The sequence below is a fragment of the Pseudomonas sp. RIT-PI-r genome (assembly GCF_001297015.1).
Lineage (GTDB): Bacteria > Pseudomonadota > Gammaproteobacteria > Pseudomonadales > Pseudomonadaceae > Aquipseudomonas.
In genome coordinates this window covers 236,466-254,871 of the sequence record NZ_LIGE01000036.1, presented here as the reverse complement: position 1 = coordinate 254,871, position 18,406 = coordinate 236,466, and the positions used below count along the sequence as shown (strand labels likewise).

Below are 18,406 nucleotides of genomic sequence, written 5' to 3'. Positions count from 1 at the left end.
CAGTTGTGATGTGCAGGTAGCTGGGCCAAGCGTTAAATCGCAGGCAAAAAAAACCCGGGTTCTGGGGGGTGAATCCGGGTTAAGACCATTAGGAGTAAAACAAAGGCACGCGGTCCTTTGGTACCTTTATCGGCGCGACACTTGGGGGAGATGTCGCCCGACAGTTCAAGTATTGATCAGTCTGGCGCGCAGTCCAGTTAGCTGGTCGGGGTTTTTAAACAAATTTGGAATACGTTCGCTTCAGTTGAGTTCTCATTGCGCCCAAAACGTTCTCAAAACGAACAAGAAACACAGATATGGTCGGATGATCCGTGCATTTTTGCGCAAGTTAGGCATAATACGCGGCTTCGAATTTTGACCCTTCAGACCTTTTCTTATGCACAAAGAACCTCGTAAGGTCCGTGAGTTTCGTCGCCGCGAGCAAGAAATTCTCGATACCGCGCTCAAGCTGTTCCTCGACCAAGGTGAAGACAGTGTCACCGTCGAGATGATTGCTGATGCCGTGGGTATCGGCAAAGGCACGATCTACAAGCACTTCAAATCCAAGGCCGAGATCTATCTGCGCCTGATGCTCGACTACGAGCGTGATTTGAACGAGCTGCTGCATTCGGCTGATGTCGACAAGGACAAGGAAGCGCTGTCCCGCGCCTACTTCGAATTCCGCATGCGCGACCCGCAGCGCTATCGCCTGTTCGACCGCCTCGAAGAAAAGGTGGTCAAGGGCAATCAGGTGCCAGAAATGGTCGAGGAGCTGCACAAGATCCGTGCCTCGAACTTTGAACGCCTGACCCTGCTGATCAAGGGCCGCATCAGCGAAGGCAAGCTCGAAGACGTGCCGCCTTACTTCCACTATTGCGCGGCCTGGGCCCTGGTGCACGGCGCTGTCGCGCTGTATCACTCGCCGTTCTGGAGCAATGTGCTGGAAGATCAGGAAGGTTTCTTCCAGTTCCTGATGGACATCGGCGTGCGTATGGGCAACAAGCGCAAGCGCGATCCGGAAACCCCAAGCAGCTGAACCATTCAGTTGCCTTATTGCGCCATGATTTCGCTACATGACGCAGTACCGCAGGAATATACTCAGGCATAGGGCTTGCTAAAACTTGATTTGTGAGTCAAGTTTTAGCGGCTCGAAATTCTATCGCCGGAGTGATCATGATCGTTGACCGTCAAGGCAGGCGTTTTCGCAATTTGCGCATCAGCCTGACCTCAGCCTGCAATTACGCGTGTACCTATTGCGTGCCTAACGGCAAGCGGTTGGTGGCTGCGCAGGATGAACTGTCGGCCGAAGCCATGGCACGTGGCGTGGCGTATCTGATCGAAGCCGCTGGCATCGAGCGCTTGCGCATTACTGGCGGTGAGCCGCTGGTCAGCCCCAAACTCGAATCGTTCATGACGGCTGTCGGCAAGATGGGCCTGGACGACATCAGCCTGACGACCAACGGTCAACTCCTCGCGAAAAAACTCCCGCTGCTGGTGGATGCCGGTCTGCGTCGGATTAATGTGTCCCTCGATACTCTCGACGCCGGCGCGTTCCGCAGCATTGCCCGTGGCGGTGACCTGGCCACCGTGCTCGATGGCATGGATCAGGCGAGCGCCGCTGGGATGAAGATCAAGGTCAACATGGTGCCATTGCGCGGGCAGAACCTTGATCAGGTGATGCCGCTGCTCGATTACTGCCTGGCGCGCGGATACGAACTGCGTTTCATCGAGTTGATGCGCATGGGCCATCTGGCCAAGGACAACAATGCGTTCCTGCAACAGTTCGTCAGCCTGCAACAGTTGCTGGAGCTGATTGGCGAGCGCTACGAGTATGCGCAAACCGATGCGCCTGTGGACGCCACGGCCGTGCGTTATGCGATCCCTGGGCTGGGCAACTTTGGCGTGATCGCCAACGAAAGCGTGCCGTTCTGCCGGACCTGCTCGCGTTTGCGCCTGTCGTCGACCGGTTGGCTGCACGGTTGCCTGTCGTCGAGTAACCGCCACTATGTCGGCGATCTGCTCGACAAACCGCGTCATCAAGCCTTGCCGGCGCTGCAGCGTTTGCTGGTCAAAGCGTTGGGGGACAAGCAGGAAGTGGCGTTCTCTGGCGGCGCAACAGTCATGAAGATTATCGGCGGCTGATACCTCTTTTTCCCGAGCAGGCTCGCTCCCACAGCGTTTTTCGTAATCCTGTGGGAGCGAGCCTGCTCGCGAAAGCCATCCTTCATTCGACAAAGATCCCGAGCTGGCGCAAAAGCTGCATCCAACGGCCATTCGCCGGTTTTCCGTCACCGGCCTCTGGAGGAATAGGATGCGTAGCCTGGTTTTGCTGCTGGCCGTTTTGGCGCTTGGCGGCTGTATGACTGTCAGCGATATGGCCGAAGGCACTCGCTACCAGATGAGCGATGCAGGATTGCTGGACCACAGCGACAGCCGTCGGGTGAACAACTTCCGTATTCAACCGGACTCGTTCATCTACATCGCCCAAGGTGCGTTCGCCCCGCCGGGTGGTTCATATCCACGCCCCAATGTGGTGGCCGAAGAAGCCTTCAAGGGTTTCGTCGAATACTTCCCGATGGTTCGTCGCGCGCGTGCGCCGGAAGGCCTCGATCAGGCAATGGGCGAAGCTCGTGACGCTGGCGCGCATTATCTGCTGTACACGCGTTTTGCCAAGGCTGACGACCGCATCGGCAACTCTGACGAGTGGCTCGATCAGGAAGCCGTGGATCGTCTCGGCATCGACGGCGGCGTGATTCAGATCATGTTGATCGAGACCAGCACCCAGTATTTGATTGATACTGCACGGATCAAGAGTCGTGGCGGTTTACTGACGTTCCACGACAGCAAGCCCGAAGACCTGATCGGCCCGCCGCTGGCACAGTACGCGCGCAGTCTGTTGGGAGTCGGCGACCAATAATTCAAGGAGAACGCCATGAGTGGCCCGCAAAAAGCCAATGACCTGTTGGGACAGATCCCGAAAACCAAAGGCTTGCCGCCGGTGCACTTGTGGAACCCGGACTTTTGCGGCGACATCGATATGCGCATCGCCCGCGACGGCACCTGGTATTACCTGGGCACGCCGATCGGGCGCAAGCCGATGGTCAAGTTGTTCTCCACCATCATCCGCCGCGATGGTGATGATTATTTCCTGATCACGCCGGTCGAGAAGGTCGGGATCAAGGTCGACGATGCGCCGTTTGTGGCGATTGCGGTCGAGGTTGAAGGCGAAGGGGAGGCGCAATTGTTGCGCTTCACCACCAACGTTGAAGAAACCGCCGAGGCCGGGTCGGAGCATCCGATCCGCGTCGAGATCGATCCGACAACGCAAGAGCCGGCGCCTTACGTGCATATCCGCAGCAACCTTGAAGCGCTGATTCATCGCAATGTGTTCTACCAACTGGTGGAACTGGCAGTGAGTCGCGAAATCGACGGTCAGCGCTGGCTGGGTGTGTGGAGCGGCGGCGAGTTCTTCCGCATCGGCCTCGAACCTTAAAAGATCGCAGCCTTCGGCAGCTCCTACATGGCGTACACCTGTAGGAGCTGCCGAAGGCTGCGATCTTTTTTGTCGTTGACAGTTAATCATATGATGATTAGCTTGATCACCCATCGCGATCCGCTTTGAGGTGTTCATGTCCAGCAGCTATCACGCATCCACGGTCGACTGGCTGGGCAGCTGGATCGCCGCCGGCCAGGTCAAACCGGGGCAGACCATCAAGGTCGAGGCCGATCTGGGCGAACAGCTCGGGGTCAGCCGTACGGTCATCCGCGAAGCGATCAAAACCCTCGTCGCCAAAGGCATGCTCGAAGTTGGGCCGAAAGTCGGCACGCGCGTGCTGCCGGTGCGGCGCTGGAACCTGTTCGATCCGCAAGTCGTCGGTTGGCTGTCGCGTAATGGCTTGCCGGAAAACTTCGTCGATGACTTGCTCGACCTGCGCCGCACCATCGAACCGATGGCCGTGCGCTGGGCCTGTGAGCGCGCGACCCTGGAGCAGATCGAAGCGGTGCAACTGGCCTACAACGCCCTTGAGCGTGCGGTCGACAGCGGCACCGATTACAACCGCGCCGATCAGTCCTTCCACGAATGCATCCTCGCGGCGAGCCACAATCAATTCATCGAACAAATGGTCCCGGCGCTCGGTGCGTTGCTCGCAGTGTCATTTGAAGTTTCTGCGGCCGATCCGGATGAACTGCGCCGCACTTTGCCGATCCACAAGGACATGGCCGATGCCATCGCCGCCCGCGATTCTGCGCGCGGTGTGTGGGCGTGCATGACCCTGATTGATAACGCCGATCTGGCGATCAAACGTTTTTACCCGAAAGTCATGGCTGACAGAAAAGCGGGCTGACACAAAAATCCCCTGTAGGAGTGAGCCTGCTCGCGATAGCGTCGTATCAGGCAAAGTAGCTTCGACTGGTCTACCGCGATCGCGACCAAGCTCACTCCTACAGTAAAAACAAGAACAATGGAGACCGTTATATGCCGTGGACCGCCCTGACCCAACACCGCGCCCAGCTCGGCGAAGGCCCATTCTGGGACGCACCGACGCAGGCGTTGTACTGGGTCGACATCGCTGGCAAACAGGCCCTGCGCCTAATTGGCCAGAACGTGCAGATCTGGCAAATGCCCGAACACGTTTCCGCGTTCATCCCCTGTGCCAGCGGCGATGCACTGGTGACCCTGAGCAGCGGCGTCTACCGTCTCGACCTCGATTCTCCCGGCCTCGAGCCACGCCTGACGTTGTTCTGCGTCGCCGATCCGCAGCCAGGCAATCGCCCCAACGAAGCGCGTTGCGATGGTCAAGGTCGCCTGTGGCTCGGCACCATGCAAAACAACATCGGCGAGCAGGGGGAAGATCTGCCGATCATTCGGCGCTCCGGTGGTTTGTTCCGCATCGATCCGGATAAACGCGTTACACCCTTACTGCGTAATCTGGGGATTCCCAACACGCTGCTGTGGAGCGATGACGGCACAACAGTGCTGTTCGGCGACAGCCTCGACAGCACGCTGCACCGCTATTTCATTCACACCGACGGCAACCTCGGTGCGGCTGAAACCTGGTACGGCCCTGACCAGCAGGGCGGGCCGGATGGTTCGGCAATGGACGCCGAAGGCTACATCTGGAATGCGCGTTGGGACGGCAGTTGCCTGCTGCGGCTGACACCGGATGGCAAAGTCGAGCGCAAAATCGACCTGCCGATCAGCCGCCCGACCAGTTGTGTGTTCGGCGGTGAAGACCTGAAAACCCTGTTCATCACCAGCGCCCAGAGTCCGCACAACCATCCACTGGATGGCGCGGTGCTGTCGATGCGCGTTGATGTTGCAGGAAAACTCTGTACACGGTTTGCAAACTAAATCCCAAAATATGGGATGCAAAATTATATATTGAGATTATTTGGCAGTCGGGTTTATAGTCGGCTCCAGCAGTAACACGCACTCACACTTAAAAAGAACAAAACAGGTGAAGTGATGCAGCGAATGTCTATCGCACTCCCGTGTGGAGTCCGCGTCTCGCAACGGCTCGATGCCGTCAGCCGCGCCTGCCTGTTTCGTTCCAACCGCCTTCCAGACCGGACATCGGCAGATGCCCGGTTTTTTTGTGCTCGCGAAACAGGAGTCCTGTTCCATGGCTGAACCTCTTTCCCTGCCGCCGGTGCCCGCACCGCCGAAGGGCGAGCGTCTGAAAAACAAGGTCGTGCTGCTGACCGGTGCTGCGCAAGGCATCGGTGAAGCCATCGTCGCTGCGTTTGCCTCGCAGCAAGCGAAACTGGTGATCAGCGATATTCAGGCCGAAAAGGTCGAGCAGGTGGCCGCGCACTGGCGCGACCAGGGCTCTGATGTGCAGGCGCTGAAGGCGGATGTCTCGCGTCAGCACGATTTGCACGCCATGGCCAAACGCGCCGTTGAGTTGCACGGGCGCATTGACGTGCTGGTCAACTGCGCCGGGGTCAACGTCTTCCGTGATCCTTTGGAAATGACCGAAGAAGACTGGCATCGCTGCTTCGCCATCGACCTCGATGGCGCCTGGTTCGGTTGCAAAGCGGTGCTGCCGCAGATGATCGAGCAGGGCGTCGGCAGCATCATCAACATTGCCTCGACCCATTCCAGCCACATCATTCCCGGCTGCTTCCCGTACCCGGTGGCGAAACACGGTTTGCTCGGCCTGACCCGTGCCCTCGGCATCGAGTACGCCGCGAAGGGCATCCGCGTGAACGCCATCGCACCCGGCTATATCGAAACGCAACTGAACGTCGATTACTGGAACGGTTTCGCCGATCCGCACGCTGAACGTCAGCGCGCGTTTGATCTGCACCCGCCGAAACGTATCGGCCAGCCGCTTGAAGTGGCGATGACCGCGGTGTTCCTGGCCAGCGACGAAGCGCCGTTCATCAACGCGTCATGCATCACCATCGATGGTGGGCGCTCGGTGATGTACCACGACTGATTGATCGGGTTTTATGCGGATGAGTCCGCTTGAAATTCAATCATCATACGATATGACTATTTTCAACAGGCTTTGCAGGAACACGCTTTAACGCTTTTCAAAATTTGCTCAAAAAAATAACAAGGAGTCAGCTTATGAAACGTCGTTTCGGGATTCGTACCCTGTGCAGTACCGCCCTGGCGGTTACCGCGTTCAGCCTGAGCAGTGCGCTGCTCGCTGCCGACACCGTGAAAATCGGTTTCCTGGTCAAACAGGCGGAAGAACCGTGGTTCCAGACCGAGTGGGCCTTCGCCGAGAAAGCCGCCAAGGACAAGGGTTTTGAACTGATCAAGATCGCCGTGCCGGATGGCGAGAAAACCCTGTCGGCCATCGACAGCCTCGCCGCCAACGGCGCCAAGGGTTTTGTGATTTGCCCGCCGGATGTATCGCTCGGCCCGGCGATCATGGCCAAAGCCAAACTCAATGACCTGAAAGTGATTGCCGTCGACGACCGTTTCGTCGACGCCAACGGCAAGTTCATGGAAGACGTGCCGTACCTCGGCATGGCGGCATTCGAAGTCGGCCAGAAGCAGGGCAACGCCATGGTTGCCGAAGCGAAAAAACGCAACTGGGACTGGAAAGACACCTACGCGGTGGTCAACACCTACAACGAACTCGACACCGGCAAGAAGCGCACCGACGGCTCGGTGAAATCCCTTGAAGACGCCGGCATGCCGAAGGATCACATCCTCTTCGCCGCGCTGAAAACCCTCGACGTACCGGGCAGCATGGACGCCACCAACTCGGCGCTGGTGAAACTGCCGAGCGCGGCGAAAAACCTGATCATCGGCGGCATGAACGACAACACCGTGCTCGGCGGCGTGCGCGCCACCGAAGCCGCCGGGTTTGCTGCGGCCAACGTGATCGGCATCGGCATCAACGGTACCGACGCCATCGGCGAACTGAAAAAGCCCAACAGTGGCTTCTTCGGTTCGATGCTGCCAAGCCCGCACATCGAAGGCTACAAAACCGCCGAGATGATGTACGAGTGGGTCACCACCGGTAAAGAGCCACCGAAGTACACCGCGATGGACGACGTCACCCTGATCACCCGCGAGAACTTCAAGCAAGAGCTGGAAAAAATCGGCTTGTGGAACTGACGTAGCGACGGCCCGGGCAGCCGGGCCGTTTTTCGGTGTGAAGAGGTGGCTTTATGCATGCGCAAGTACAGACACAAGCACAACACAGCGCCAGCGGCAGCCTGCGTTTCAACGGGATCGGCAAAACCTTTCCCGGCGTGAAAGCGCTGGACGCTATCAGTTTCGTCGCGCATCCGGGGCAGGTTCATGCCTTGATGGGCGAGAACGGCGCCGGCAAATCGACCCTGCTGAAAATCCTCGGCGGCGCTTACATCCCGAGCAGCGGCGAGTTGCAGATCGGCGAGCAGACCATGGCGTTCAAGTCGACCGCCGACAGCATCGGCAGTGGCGTCGCGGTGATTCACCAGGAATTGCATCTGGTGCCGGAAATGACTGTCGCCGAGAACCTGTTTCTTGGCCATCTGCCGGCCAGTTTCGGTTTGATCAATCGCGGCACGCTGCGCCAACAAGCCTTGAATTGCCTGAAAGGCCTGGCCGACGAGATCGATCCGCAGACCAAGGTCGGACGCCTGTCCCTCGGCCAGCGGCAATTGGTCGAAATCGCCAAAGCGCTGTCACGCGGCGCCCATGTGATTGCCTTCGACGAACCGACCAGCAGCCTCTCGGCCCGCGAGATCGACCGTTTGATGGCGATCATCGGCCGTCTGCGTGACGAGGGCAAAGTCGTGCTCTACGTCTCGCACCGCATGGAAGAAGTGTTCCGCATTTGCGACGCGGTGACGGTGTTCAAGGACGGTCGCTACGTGCGCACTTTCGACGACATGAGCCAGTTGAGCCACGATCAACTGGTGACCTGCATGGTCGGGCGCGACATTCAGGATATCTACGATTACCGCCATCGTCCGCGCGGCGCCGTCGCGCTGAAGGTCGACGGTTTGCTCGGCCCGGGCCTGCGCGAGCCGATCAGTTTCGACGCGCACAAAGGCGAAATTCTTGGCCTGTTCGGACTGGTCGGGGCAGGGCGCACCGAACTGTTCCGCCTGCTCAGTGGTCTTGAGCGCAACACCGCCGGACGCCTCGAACTGCGCGGCCACGAACTGAAGTTGCGCTCACCGCGTGATGCAATTGCGGCGGGCATTTTGCTCTGTCCGGAGGATCGCAAGAAGGAAGGCATCATCCCGCTGGCCAGCGTCGCCGAGAACATCAACATCAGCGCACGTGGTGCTCATTCGGGGCTCGGTTGCCTGATTCGCGGTCTGTGGGAAAAGGGCAATGCCGACAAACAGATCAAAGCCCTGAAAGTGAAAACCCCGCATGCCGGCCAGCAGATCAAATTCCTTTCCGGTGGCAATCAGCAGAAGGCCATTCTCGGTCGCTGGCTGTCGATGCCGATGAAGGTCTTGCTGCTCGACGAGCCGACGCGCGGTATCGACATCGGCGCCAAGGCCGAGATCTACCAGATCATCCATAACCTCGCCGCCGACGGCATTTCGGTGATCGTGGTGTCCAGCGATCTGATGGAAGTGATGGGTATTTCCGACCGCATTCTGGTGCTCTGCGAAGGCGCCCTGCGCGGCGAAATCAGCCGCGACCAGGCCAATGAATCCAACCTGCTGCAACTGGCTTTGCCGCGCCACCGCGCTGACGGCGTGGCGAACTGAGAGGTGACTATGATGACAACCCAAAACGAAACCCTGCCCAAAGAACGCAAACCTCTGGACATGCGTCGCTTCCTCGATGACTGGGTCATGCTGCTGGCGGCTGTGGGCATTTTCGTTGCCTGTACGCTGCTGATCGACAACTTCCTTTCGCCGCTGAACATGCGTGGTCTGGGTCTGGCGATTTCCACCACCGGGATTGCCGCGTGCACCATGTTGTACTGCCTGGCATCGGGGCACTTCGACTTGTCGGTGGGCTCGGTGATTGCCTGCGCCGGCGTGGTCGCGGCGGTGGGGATGCGTGGCACCAACAGCGCGCTTCTCGGGGGCCGGGCGGCGGTGGGGGTGGGCCTGATTGTCGGGCTGTTCAACGGGGTTGTGATTGCCAAGTTGCGCGTCAATGCATTGATCACCACGTTGGCGACCATGCAGATTGTTCGCGGTCTGGCGTACATTTTTGCCAACGGCAAAGCGGTGGGCGTGTCGCAGGAATCGTTCTTCGTTTTCGGCAATGGCCAGTTGTTCGGCGTGCCGGTGCCGATTCTGATCACCATCGTCTGCTTTCTGTTTTTTGGCTGGCTGCTGAATTACACCACCTACGGGCGTAACACCATGGCCATCGGTGGCAACCAGGAAGCGGCGTTGCTCGCGGGCGTCAACGTTGACCGGACCAAGATCATTATCTTTGCCGTGCACGGTGTGATCGGTGCGCTGGCGGGTGTGATTCTGGCGTCGCGGATGACCTCCGGGCAGCCGATGATTGGTCAGGGTTTTGAACTGACGGTGATCTCGGCTTGCGTGCTGGGCGGGGTGTCGTTGAGCGGCGGGATCGGCATGATTCGGCATGTGATTGCCGGGGTGTTGATTTTGGCGATCATTGAGAATGCGATGAACCTGAAGAATATCGACACGTTTTATCAGTATGTGATTCGTGGTTCGATCCTTCTGTTGGCTGTGGTGATTGACCGACTGAAGCAACGCTAGAATCAAGAGCCCCTCACCCCAGCCCTCTCCCTGGGGGAGAGGGGGCCGACCGAGTGGTCTTGCGTGATACATCGACCTGAAAGATTGTGTCGATTATGGATTCAGCAAGGCGCTTTCAGGTCGATTGTGGATTCGGTAAAGCACTTTCAGGTCGATGTATATCCCAAATATCCCCCATTCAGTCCCCTCTCCCTCCGGGAGAGGGCTAGGGTGAGGGGCTTTTGATTCTCCCGCCTTTCGTCACTCTCCCTAAATATCCCTTGCCCGCCCACGCTTGTTTCGGGTATCAATTTGTACATGATTAGACAGGTACGATTTGACAAGAAACAACGGGTGGTCGACGAACTCGTCCGGCGCATCGAAAGCGGCCTCATGGAGGACGGCTTTCTGTTGCCCGGCGAGCATCAGTTGGCTCAAGAATTCCAGGTCAGCCGAGGCACGCTGCGCGAAGCGCTGGCCGAACTGAAACGGCGGAACTACATCGCCACGCAAAGCGGCGTCGGCTCGATCGTCACCTTCGATGGTGTCGCCCTCGACCAACGCAGTGGCTGGGCGCAGGCCTTGGCCGACAGCGGCGCGATGATCAATACCGAAGTGTTGCGTCTGGAAGCCGTGACCCGGCCCGATCTCATGGCGCGTTTCGGCACCGATCAATTCATCACCCTCGACCGTCGTCGCCGTTCCACCGAAGGCACGCTGGTGTCCCTTGAACGTTCTTTGATGCCGGCTACCGGCGGCCTGGAGAGCCTGCCGCGCGTCGGTCTGATCGACAATTCCCTGACCATCACCCTGGCCGCTTACGGCTACATCGGCGAGCGCGGTGATCAATGGATCGGCGCCGAACCGTTGAACGCCGTCGACGCTGAACTGCTCGGACGCCCGGAAGGCACGGTGTTCCTCAAAGCCCTGCGCACCACCTACGACCGCCAGAACCGTTTCATGGAGCTGGTCGAAAGCCTGCTCGACCCGGTGCATTTTCGTCTGCACCTGCAATTTGGAGAATCGAAATGACCGCGCTCAACCGTGCCCTCGGTGCGTTTTATGGCCTGGCCCTCGGTGATGCGCTTGGCATGCCGACGCAATCGCTGAACCGCGAAACCATCCAGACCCGCTTCGGCAAGATCACTGATTTGCAGGACGCCGGTCCGTTGCAACCGATTGCCGCGAACATGCCCAAAGGCTCGATCACCGATGACACCGAACAGGCAATCCTGGTCGGCGAGTTGCTGGTCGAAGGCAAGGGCCGCATCGAGCCGGCGATCCTCGCGCAACGTTTGATCGAGTGGGAAGCCGAGATGCAGGCCAAGGGCTCGCAGGATTTGCTTGGGCCGTCGACCAAGCGCGCGATCGAAATGATCCTTGCCGGGCATTCGCCGGAAGAGGCCGGACGCTATGGCACCACCAACGGCGCGGCGATGCGTATTACCCCGGTGGGAATTGCGTCAGACGTGACCGACTCTGAGCGTTTTATTGCGGCGGTAGTGCAGGCCTGCCAAGTGACTCACAACACCACGCTGGGGATTTCCAGCGCGGCGGCGGTGGCGGCGGTGGTGTCTGCGGGCATCAACGGCATGGATCTGGGCGAGGCGTTGAACCTCGGTCAGCAAATCGCTCAGCAAGCGGAAAAGCACGGCCACTGGGTCGCCGGTGGACGTATCGCGTCACGCATCAGTTGGGCACGCAGCATCAGCGTCGATAGTGACAAGGCCCTGCTCGCCGATTTGCTTTACGACGTGATCGGCACATCTGTGGCGTCGCAGGAATCGGTGGTGGTCTCGTTTGCACTGGCGCAGCAAGTCGCGGTCGGTGAAATGAGCGCGTTTGATGCGCTGTGCATGGCTGCCAGTCTGGGCGGCGACACTGACACCATCGCGGCGATTCTCGGTGCAATGCTTGGGGCCTGCCTGGGCCTTGAGAGTTGGCCTGCCGAGATGATTGATACGGTGAAGGCCGTTAATCATCTGCAGCTTGAACCGTTGGTGCAGGGGCTGTTGGCCTTGCGCTGAGTGAACTGACGCCATCGCTGGCAAGCCAGCTCCCACAGGTTTTTGCTGTGAACACACATTTGTGTACACCCTGATCCCTGTGGGAGCTGGCTTGCCAGCGATAGGCGCACCGCATAATCGAATATTCACCCGCAATGGATCGCACAGACAGGCCGAGGACGGCCGCGATGTCTTGTCGTTTTGCATCAATTGCCACAACCACAAAAAAGGCAAACAGGAGCACCTTCATGAGTTCATCAAACGCCGGGCAAAGCGCCGGGCAACTGGAAACCCGCGGCATCGAACCGGTGCCGGAAGCCGAGTGCAACGGCCACCCGCTGCAGCTGTTCTGGGTCTGGTTCGCCGCCAACATTTCCATCCTCGGTCTGCCGCTGGGCGCCACGCTGGTGGCGTTTCGCGGGCTGGCGATCTGGCAGGCAATCATCGTCGCGATCATCGGCGCTGCCGGTTCGTTTGCGGTAGTCGGAATCATCTCGATTGCCGGTCGCCGTGGCCGCGCGCCGAGCCTGACCTTGTCGCGAGCGATCTTCGGCGTGCGCGGCAATATCGGCCCGACGCTGGTCTCGCTGATGTCGCGTCTGGGCTGGGAAACCGTCAATACAACCACCGCCGCGTTCGTGCTGCTGTCGTTGTGTTCGATCCTGTTCGGCTCACCGGTCGAAGCGAAAAGCGCACCGGTATTGACGCTGATCTTCATCGCGATTTTTGTGCTGCTGACCCTGTCGGTGTCCGGCCTCGGCCACGCGACCTTGCTGGTGATCCAGAAGTGGGCGACCTACGTGTTCGGCGCGCTGAACATCCTTGTTGGTGGCTTCCTCTGCGCAACCATCGACTGGAGCGCGGTGTTCAACGCCACGCCCGCACCGATGAGCGCAATGATCATCGGCATCGGCACCATGGCCGCCGGTACCGGTATCGGTTGGGCCAACGCTGGCGCCGACATGTCGCGCTACCAGCATCGCAGCGTCAAGGCTGTGCGTCTGGTCGCGTCTGCCGCGTTTGGTGCGGGTATTCCGCTGGTGCTGTTGATCACCCTCGGCGGTTTGCTCTCGGTGGGCAACAACGACCTGGCGTCGGCGACTGACCCGATCGTGGCGATCCGCGACATGCTGCCAACCTGGATGGCGGTGCCGTACCTGATCACCGCATTCGGTGGCCTGCTGCTGTCGAACAACCTGTCGGTGTACTCCGCCGGTCTGACCACGCTGACCCTCGGCCTGAAGGTCAAGCGCGTCTACGCGGTGGTGGTCGATATCGTCGCGATCTTCGCCGGCTCGATCTACTTCATGCTGATTGCGGACAGCTTCTACGGGCCGTTCATTACTTTCATTTCGTTGCTGGCGGTGCCGATCACCGCATGGGTCGGGATCTTTGTGGTCGACCTGATTCACCGTCACTACTACAGCCCGACAGACCTGCTCGACGTCAGCCCGAGCAGTGCCTACTGGTATCGCGGCGGCATCGAATGGCGCGCATTCGGCGCGTGGGCGATTGCCATCGTCCTCGGCTTCAGTTTCACCACCATCGGCACCACTGCCGAGAACGTCTGGTTCAAGGGCTTCCTGTCCGACTCGTGGCTGGGCCACAACGGCCTCGGCTGGATCGTGACCTTCGTCGTCGCTGGTGGCATTTACTTCGTCCTCGGCGGGGCGAAAGATCGCCGCGCCGCGCAAACCGAGAATGCTCATGCCTAAGATGTTGCACACCGGCCAGGTCATCATCGACCTGGTCATGGCCGTGGATAAGCTGCCGCAGATTGGCGGTGACGTGCTGGCGCAGTCGGCCGGTTTTGAAGCGGGCGGCGGGTTCAATGTGATGGCGGCGGCGGTGCGTAATGGTTTGCCGGTGGTTTATCTTGGCCGGCATGGCACCGGACGTTTCGGCGATCTGGCGCGCCAGGCGATGAACGCCGAGGGGATTCACATCGGCATCACCGAACCCGCGCAGAAAGACACCGGTTTGTGTGTGGCGCTGACCGATGCGTCGGCGGAGCGCAGTTTCATTTCCTATATCGGCGCTGAAGGTGAGGTGACCGAAGAGGATCTGAACAGCGTTGCGGTTGTGGCGGGCGATTATGTTTATCTCAGCGGCTACAGCCTGTTGCACGAGGGTAAAGCGCAAGCGTTGCTCGACTGGACGTTGGCGTTACCGGACGCGATCAACGTGGTTTTCGATCCGGGCCCGTTGGTGGAATCGCCCGACTCGCCGATGATGCAAGCGCTGCTGCCACGCATTGATGTGTGGACCAGCAACAGTGTCGAGGCGCTGCGGTTTACCGGGGCTGAGGATATTGGCGTGGCGTTGGATCGTCTCGCTGAACATCTACCCAATGAAGTGCTGATGGTGGTCCGCGACGGGCCGCAGGGCTGCTGGATTCATCAGCGCGATGAGCGTCGGCATGTGCCGGGGTTTGCGGTGAAAGCCGTGGACAGCAATGGCGCCGGTGATGCCCATGCAGGGGTGTTTATTGCCGGATTGGCGCAGGGTTTGTCTGCCCATGAAGCGGCGCGGCGGGCGAATGCGGCAGCGGCTATTGCGGTGACGCGCTGGGGGCCGGCGACTTCGCCGGGAGCGGCTGAGGTGGATGCGTTTATCCTCGATTCCGGCGGCGCCTGATCTACCGCTTTCGCGAGCAGGCTCGCTCCCACAGGGGATTTATGTTCGCCTCAGATCCAATGTAGGAGCTGCCGAAGGCTGCGATCTTTTGATCTTCTAAAAGCAAAGATCGCAGCCAATTGCAGCTCCTGCATGATTAGCGATCACACGATCACACGATCACACGATCATATCGCTCAGCTATCCAGCTTGCGTGCCGCTTCAACGCCGGCTGCACTGAGCTTGATCGGCAGGTTCAACGAATGTTCGCCAGCCTCGTTGCAGGTCACATGCCCGTGGTGAATCAGTCCACGATCCTGCAAAGCGGCGAGGGCGCTGGCCACAACCTTCTCGCCCCGGTAATTGTCCAGCACCTCCTTGCCCAGACCACTCGGATGAGCATGCAGCAGGCGGGTGAGGACTTCTCTTTCCAGGTTTTTATCGACGTTCATGGTTACCTCTTCGTGGATGTGAACAGGACGCTCGCGTCGGCGAACTACTGACCGGATCCTTCGGAACCGGAGCCACCAGTGGTGGTTTTCGAGCCGACGCCGGGGCCCGCGTTGTCTGGCGTGGCGGGGGCATCGGGAGTGTTCATGCCGCCCTGACGACCCGGGTCACTGCCCTGAGTGCGCGGATCGGTGCCGGTGGCGGGAGGCTGATTGATCAACGGCACGCCCGAGCCATCAGTGTTCATGCCGGGGGCACTGTTGATGGCGGGTGCGCGGGGTGGGGTAGGGTCGGTAGGGCCGGTGCCCGCAGCGGTGGCAGATGCGGCGAAAACCGCAGGGCAGAGCAGGGCGCTGAATACGAAAGCGGTCAACCTTGACGGGATCATAGGGCTTCTCCAGTGATTGGAATCCTTACCTGTCGTTGGTCTGCCCTCGGATTGGATTGGTGCCTGATGAACGACGAACGGTCTGGATCGTCGCTGCGGTTTTGGCGTTGATTCGGCGCCAGAGCAAGCGACCAAGGGTGATCAGCCAGTTGGCCAACGCGACGAGCAATACCGTCAAAAGCAGCGTGCTCATGCCGTGCTCGACGATGATTTTCCCGGCCAATAGCGGGAAACCAAATACACCGATGAAGTACGAAAGACTGAACAGCAACAACGCCTGCGATGTGGTGCCGGCCGGTGCTTCGTTGGCGGCGAGGCCATTGATTACCGAATACGTCAGGCCATAACCGACGCCGAGCATCAGCGCCGCCAACAGATAGCTGAATCCGCTGTGCACACCGAACGCGAACAGCACAATCGAACCCAGCATCAGTCCCGACAGCAGGCACGATGCGCGTAATGGATCACGCTTGACGACATATCCCGAGATCAGCATCCGACTGCTGATCGCGGCACTCATGAAGCCGAGAAAGAACAACGAATAATCCAGCGAAAGGGCGGCGGCATAACTTGTCTGAAAACTCGACAGGCCACCGAATACGCAGCCGCCGAGACCGACCATGATGATCGGAAACAGGGCGCGTGAACCGAGCACTTGAGTGGTCGTCTGCCAGGTGATTCTTGCAGCGGTTGTGGCTTGGGTACTTTTCAGTTTTGCGCCAAGCTGCCAGAACAGCAGCACCCCGATCAGGCTTGCCAGCGCCGCCAGATAAAATGCCGAGGTCACCGGCAACCCCAATGCACTCGCCGCACGACCCAGTAATGGCCCGCTGCCGATGCCGGTCATCATGCTGCCGGACAGCAAGGCGAAATATTTGGCCCGCTGCGCCGGCGTCACCAGACTGGCAACGATAATCGGCCCCAAGGTGTAAAAAACGCCCCAGCCCAATCCCAACAACAAACCGAAAAACAGCAGTAAATGACCGAACCCCGGCGTCAGCGCAAAACCCAGGCTCGCCGTCACCAGCAACAACCCGAACAGCGCAATCGAACGCGCCGCCCCGAGCCAGTCCGACAAATGCCCGGACACCAGCACCGCGACAAACGTACTGACCATCGCCGCCGAAATCACACTGCCGGCATCGTGTTCATTGCCACCGCGCGAACCGATCAGCAGCGACAGCAAAAACGTCGAACCATACGACAGCGACAACAGATAACTGGCGAGGCAGAACAGGCCGAACAGCTTGCTCGATACCGTGGGTGTTGCTTGCGACATGACGCGGTTCCTTGACCGGAAAAATTCAGCGTCATCTGTTTAACACGGCGGGCCGGCGGATTAGGTCTGAGGTTGGCGAAGTCAGGATCGCTGCGCGCCGGAGTAACCCTCAGGCGATGCCGATCTCTTCCTTGAATTGTTCCATGAAACCTTTCAGGCGTTGATGACGGACCTGCGCCAGACGCCGGCCAGCGTCTGTCTGGAAACCGTCGGCGAGGTGCAGCAGCTTGGTCTGGAAGTGATCGAGGCAAAAACGTTTGTCGTCGTAGTCGCGCTGTTTCGCTTCGGGATCCTGCGGGTCGTACAACGCCGAGCCCATGCGCCCGGCGATATAGAACGTACGGGCGACGCCGAGCATGCCGAGTGAGTCGAGGCGGTCGGCGTCCTGGACGATCTTGGCTTCGAGGGTGAGCGGGGTGATGTTGGCGGAGAAACTGTGGGCTTCGATGGCGTGGGCGACGGCCGTGATTTTTTCTTCGGGCCAGTTCAGATCGGCGAGCACCGATGAAGCCTTTTCTGCCGCCAGACGCGAGGCTTGCGCGCGCAGTGGCGAGTTTTTCTCGACAGCCACGCAATCGTGCAGGAGCACCGCAGCGAGCAGAACCTCCAGATCACCGCCTTCTTCTGTATGCAGCGTACGCACGTTGTGCCAGACCCGCTGAAGGTGCGCGAGGTCGTGGGCGCCGTCGTCGGACGGTTCCAGAGCGTGGGGCAGCAACTCTGCTGCCAGTGCCTCCACGGGTGTAAAAAGCTCAAGGTTCATAAGCATCCTTTCAGATTGTCCCAGTTCTTGTGGGAGCGAGCCTGCTCGCGAAGAGGCAGTATCATTCACCGCAATGTCACTGACAGTCCGCATTCGCGAGCAGGCTCGCTCCCACAGGTAACTGCAGTGTTTGCAACATTGCGCAGGGTAGTGTGTGTTTTGCCATGTGACGAGCGCCGCTTACCGCCTTAGTATGGCGTTTCCCTTTTCCGACAAGGCCCGTCAATGACGATCGAAACCCGCCCGGCGACCCCCAGCGATGCCCCGCAAACCCTCGCCTTCATCACTGAACTCGCCGATTTCGAAAAGGCCCGCCACGAAGTCATCGCCAGCGTTGCCGACATCGAACGCAGCCTGTTCGGCGAAGGCGCCACCGCCCACGGTTTGATCTGCCTGCGCGATGGTCTGCCCATCGGTTTCGCGGTGTTCTTCTTCAGCTACTCGACCTGGCTCGGCAGCAACTGCCTGTATCTCGAAGACCTCTACATCACCCCCGAACAACGTGGCGGCGGCGCCGGCAAAACCTTGCTGCGGCACTTGGCGAAAATCGCCTGCGACAACGACTGCGGCCGCTTCGAATGGAGCGTGCTCGACTGGAACACGCCGGCCATCGAATTCTACAAATCCCTCGGCGCGCAACCGCAGGAAGAGTGGGTGCGCTACCGTATGGATGGCCAGGTCCTGCGCGAGTTTGCCGAGGGCTGAAAACAATGATGGCAATCCAGTACTAATTCGATTGTCGCCAGCGCTCTAGTCCGGCATTCTACGCGCCATTTTTGCGC

General features: G+C 59.5%; 19 protein-coding genes. 15 read left to right on the top strand and 4 right to left on the bottom strand.

All coding sequences use genetic code 11. The features are described 5' to 3' along the window. Nucleotides 1-376 precede the first annotated feature (376 nt). The 14 genes from AK821_RS21570 (at nucleotide 377) to AK821_RS21500 (ending at nucleotide 14,765) form a co-directional block, all read left to right on the top strand. Entirely contained in the window at nucleotides 377-1,015 is a 639-nt protein-coding gene (locus AK821_RS21570; RefSeq protein WP_016986022.1) for a TetR/AcrR family transcriptional regulator, read from the top strand. Nucleotides 1,016-1,152: 137 nt separating this feature from the next. Then, nucleotides 1,153-2,121, top strand: a complete 969-nt coding sequence (locus AK821_RS21565; protein ID WP_064391500.1) for a GTP 3',8-cyclase MoaA — start codon at nucleotides 1,153-1,155, stop codon at nucleotides 2,119-2,121. Nucleotides 2,122-2,290: 169 nt separating this feature from the next. Beyond that, nucleotides 2,291-2,896, top strand: a complete 606-nt coding sequence (locus AK821_RS21560; protein ID WP_064120365.1) for a DUF4823 domain-containing protein — start codon at nucleotides 2,291-2,293, stop codon at nucleotides 2,894-2,896. 15 nt (nucleotides 2,897-2,911) lie between these two features. After that, on the top strand, nucleotides 2,912-3,472 hold the full coding sequence (locus tag AK821_RS21555; RefSeq protein WP_064391499.1) for a DUF1285 domain-containing protein: 561 nt from the start codon (nucleotides 2,912-2,914) through the stop codon (nucleotides 3,470-3,472). A 136-nt stretch (nucleotides 3,473-3,608) separates the two neighbouring features. Further along, nucleotides 3,609-4,325, top strand: coding sequence for a FadR/GntR family transcriptional regulator (locus AK821_RS21550; RefSeq protein WP_064391498.1), 717 nt, complete (start codon nucleotides 3,609-3,611; stop codon nucleotides 4,323-4,325). Between the two features lie 131 nt (nucleotides 4,326-4,456). Then, nucleotides 4,457-5,332, top strand: a complete 876-nt coding sequence (locus tag AK821_RS21545; RefSeq protein ID WP_064391497.1) for an SMP-30/gluconolactonase/LRE family protein — start codon at nucleotides 4,457-4,459, stop codon at nucleotides 5,330-5,332. Between the two features lie 271 nt (nucleotides 5,333-5,603). Beyond that, nucleotides 5,604-6,422, top strand: coding sequence for an SDR family oxidoreductase (locus AK821_RS21535; RefSeq protein WP_064391495.1), 819 nt, complete (start codon nucleotides 5,604-5,606; stop codon nucleotides 6,420-6,422). Between the two features lie 134 nt (nucleotides 6,423-6,556). Continuing rightward, the gene (locus tag AK821_RS21530; protein ID WP_064120360.1) at nucleotides 6,557-7,561 is read left to right on the top strand and encodes a substrate-binding domain-containing protein; all 1,005 of its coding nucleotides are present in this window, start codon (nucleotides 6,557-6,559) and stop codon (nucleotides 7,559-7,561) included. 53 nt (nucleotides 7,562-7,614) lie between these two features. Next, on the top strand, nucleotides 7,615-9,162 hold the full coding sequence (araG, locus tag AK821_RS21525; RefSeq protein ID WP_064391494.1) for an L-arabinose ABC transporter ATP-binding protein AraG: 1,548 nt from the start codon (nucleotides 7,615-7,617) through the stop codon (nucleotides 9,160-9,162). 12 nt (nucleotides 9,163-9,174) lie between these two features. Beyond that, a complete protein-coding gene (araH, locus tag AK821_RS21520; protein ID WP_064391681.1) occupies nucleotides 9,175-10,143 on the top strand; it encodes an L-arabinose ABC transporter permease AraH in 969 nt (322 codons plus the stop codon). Nucleotides 10,144-10,440: 297 nt separating this feature from the next. Further along, entirely contained in the window at nucleotides 10,441-11,154 is a 714-nt protein-coding gene (locus tag AK821_RS21515; RefSeq protein WP_064391493.1) for a GntR family transcriptional regulator, read from the top strand. Next, nucleotides 11,151-12,149: an ADP-ribosylglycohydrolase family protein gene (locus AK821_RS21510; RefSeq protein ID WP_064391492.1), complete on the top strand. Its 999-nt coding sequence runs from the start codon at nucleotides 11,151-11,153 to the stop codon at nucleotides 12,147-12,149. Before AK821_RS21515 ends, AK821_RS21510 begins: the two co-directional genes overlap by 4 nt. Before the next feature lie 227 nt (nucleotides 12,150-12,376). Then, on the top strand, nucleotides 12,377-13,843 hold the full coding sequence (locus tag AK821_RS21505) for a purine-cytosine permease family protein (RefSeq protein WP_038364464.1): 1,467 nt from the start codon (nucleotides 12,377-12,379) through the stop codon (nucleotides 13,841-13,843). Continuing rightward, nucleotides 13,836-14,765 (top strand): PfkB family carbohydrate kinase, encoded by a 930-nt coding sequence (locus tag AK821_RS21500; protein ID WP_064391491.1) that lies wholly within the window; start codon nucleotides 13,836-13,838, stop codon nucleotides 14,763-14,765. Before AK821_RS21505 ends, AK821_RS21500 begins: the two co-directional genes overlap by 8 nt. A 176-nt stretch (nucleotides 14,766-14,941) precedes the next feature. On the opposite strand, the gene AK821_RS21495 is transcribed toward AK821_RS21500, so the two are convergent. The 4 genes from AK821_RS21495 to AK821_RS21480 form a co-directional block, all read right to left on the bottom strand. Then, nucleotides 14,942-15,196, bottom strand: a complete 255-nt coding sequence (locus AK821_RS21495; RefSeq protein WP_064391490.1) for a hypothetical protein — start codon at nucleotides 15,194-15,196, stop codon at nucleotides 14,942-14,944. A gap of 44 nt (nucleotides 15,197-15,240) precedes the next feature. Continuing rightward, complete coding sequence (locus tag AK821_RS21490) at nucleotides 15,241-15,582, bottom strand: hypothetical protein (protein ID WP_007908306.1); 342 nt, start codon at nucleotides 15,580-15,582, stop codon at nucleotides 15,241-15,243. A 25-nt stretch (nucleotides 15,583-15,607) separates the two neighbouring features. After that, nucleotides 15,608-16,861, bottom strand: coding sequence for an MFS transporter (locus tag AK821_RS21485; RefSeq protein ID WP_064391489.1), 1,254 nt, complete (start codon nucleotides 16,859-16,861; stop codon nucleotides 15,608-15,610). A 109-nt stretch (nucleotides 16,862-16,970) separates the two neighbouring features. Next, nucleotides 16,971-17,624 carry an HD domain-containing protein gene (locus AK821_RS21480; RefSeq protein WP_064391488.1) on the bottom strand — a complete coding sequence of 218 codons (654 nt, stop codon included), beginning with the start codon at nucleotides 17,622-17,624 and terminating at the stop codon, nucleotides 16,971-16,973. 225 nt (nucleotides 17,625-17,849) lie between these two features. Here AK821_RS21480 and AK821_RS21475 point away from each other — a divergent pair, with 225 nt between their 5' ends. Further along, entirely contained in the window at nucleotides 17,850-18,329 is a 480-nt protein-coding gene (locus AK821_RS21475; RefSeq protein WP_064391487.1) for a GNAT family N-acetyltransferase, read from the top strand. The last annotated feature ends 77 nt before the right edge of the window (nucleotides 18,330-18,406 follow it).

Bases quoted from the DNA above. Each gene is read 5' to 3' on its own strand.
- AK821_RS21570 (WP_016986022.1), top strand. From the start codon at position 377: ATGCACAAAGAACCTCGTAAGGTCCGTGAGTTTCGTCGCCGCGAGCAA.
- AK821_RS21565 (WP_064391500.1), top strand. From the start codon at position 1,153: ATGATCGTTGACCGTCAAGGCAGGCGTTTTCGCAATTTGCGCATCAGC.
- AK821_RS21560 (WP_064120365.1), top strand. From the start codon at position 2,291: ATGCGTAGCCTGGTTTTGCTGCTGGCCGTTTTGGCGCTTGGCGGCTGT.
- AK821_RS21555 (WP_064391499.1), top strand. From the start codon at position 2,912: ATGAGTGGCCCGCAAAAAGCCAATGACCTGTTGGGACAGATCCCGAAA.
- AK821_RS21550 (WP_064391498.1), top strand. From the start codon at position 3,609: ATGTCCAGCAGCTATCACGCATCCACGGTCGACTGGCTGGGCAGCTGG.
- AK821_RS21545 (WP_064391497.1), top strand. From the start codon at position 4,457: ATGCCGTGGACCGCCCTGACCCAACACCGCGCCCAGCTCGGCGAAGGC.
- AK821_RS21535 (WP_064391495.1), top strand. From the start codon at position 5,604: ATGGCTGAACCTCTTTCCCTGCCGCCGGTGCCCGCACCGCCGAAGGGC.
- AK821_RS21530 (WP_064120360.1), top strand. From the start codon at position 6,557: ATGAAACGTCGTTTCGGGATTCGTACCCTGTGCAGTACCGCCCTGGCG.
- araG (WP_064391494.1), top strand. From the start codon at position 7,615: ATGCATGCGCAAGTACAGACACAAGCACAACACAGCGCCAGCGGCAGC.
- araH (WP_064391681.1), top strand. From the start codon at position 9,175: ATGACAACCCAAAACGAAACCCTGCCCAAAGAACGCAAACCTCTGGAC.
- AK821_RS21515 (WP_064391493.1), top strand. From the start codon at position 10,441: ATGATTAGACAGGTACGATTTGACAAGAAACAACGGGTGGTCGACGAA.
- AK821_RS21510 (WP_064391492.1), top strand. From the start codon at position 11,151: ATGACCGCGCTCAACCGTGCCCTCGGTGCGTTTTATGGCCTGGCCCTC.
- AK821_RS21505 (WP_038364464.1), top strand. From the start codon at position 12,377: ATGAGTTCATCAAACGCCGGGCAAAGCGCCGGGCAACTGGAAACCCGC.
- AK821_RS21500 (WP_064391491.1), top strand. From the start codon at position 13,836: ATGCCTAAGATGTTGCACACCGGCCAGGTCATCATCGACCTGGTCATG.
- AK821_RS21495 (WP_064391490.1), bottom strand. From the start codon at position 15,196: ATGAACGTCGATAAAAACCTGGAAAGAGAAGTCCTCACCCGCCTGCTG.
- AK821_RS21490 (WP_007908306.1), bottom strand. From the start codon at position 15,582: ATGATCCCGTCAAGGTTGACCGCTTTCGTATTCAGCGCCCTGCTCTGC.
- AK821_RS21485 (WP_064391489.1), bottom strand. From the start codon at position 16,861: ATGTCGCAAGCAACACCCACGGTATCGAGCAAGCTGTTCGGCCTGTTC.
- AK821_RS21480 (WP_064391488.1), bottom strand. From the start codon at position 17,624: ATGAACCTTGAGCTTTTTACACCCGTGGAGGCACTGGCAGCAGAGTTG.
- AK821_RS21475 (WP_064391487.1), top strand. From the start codon at position 17,850: ATGACGATCGAAACCCGCCCGGCGACCCCCAGCGATGCCCCGCAAACC.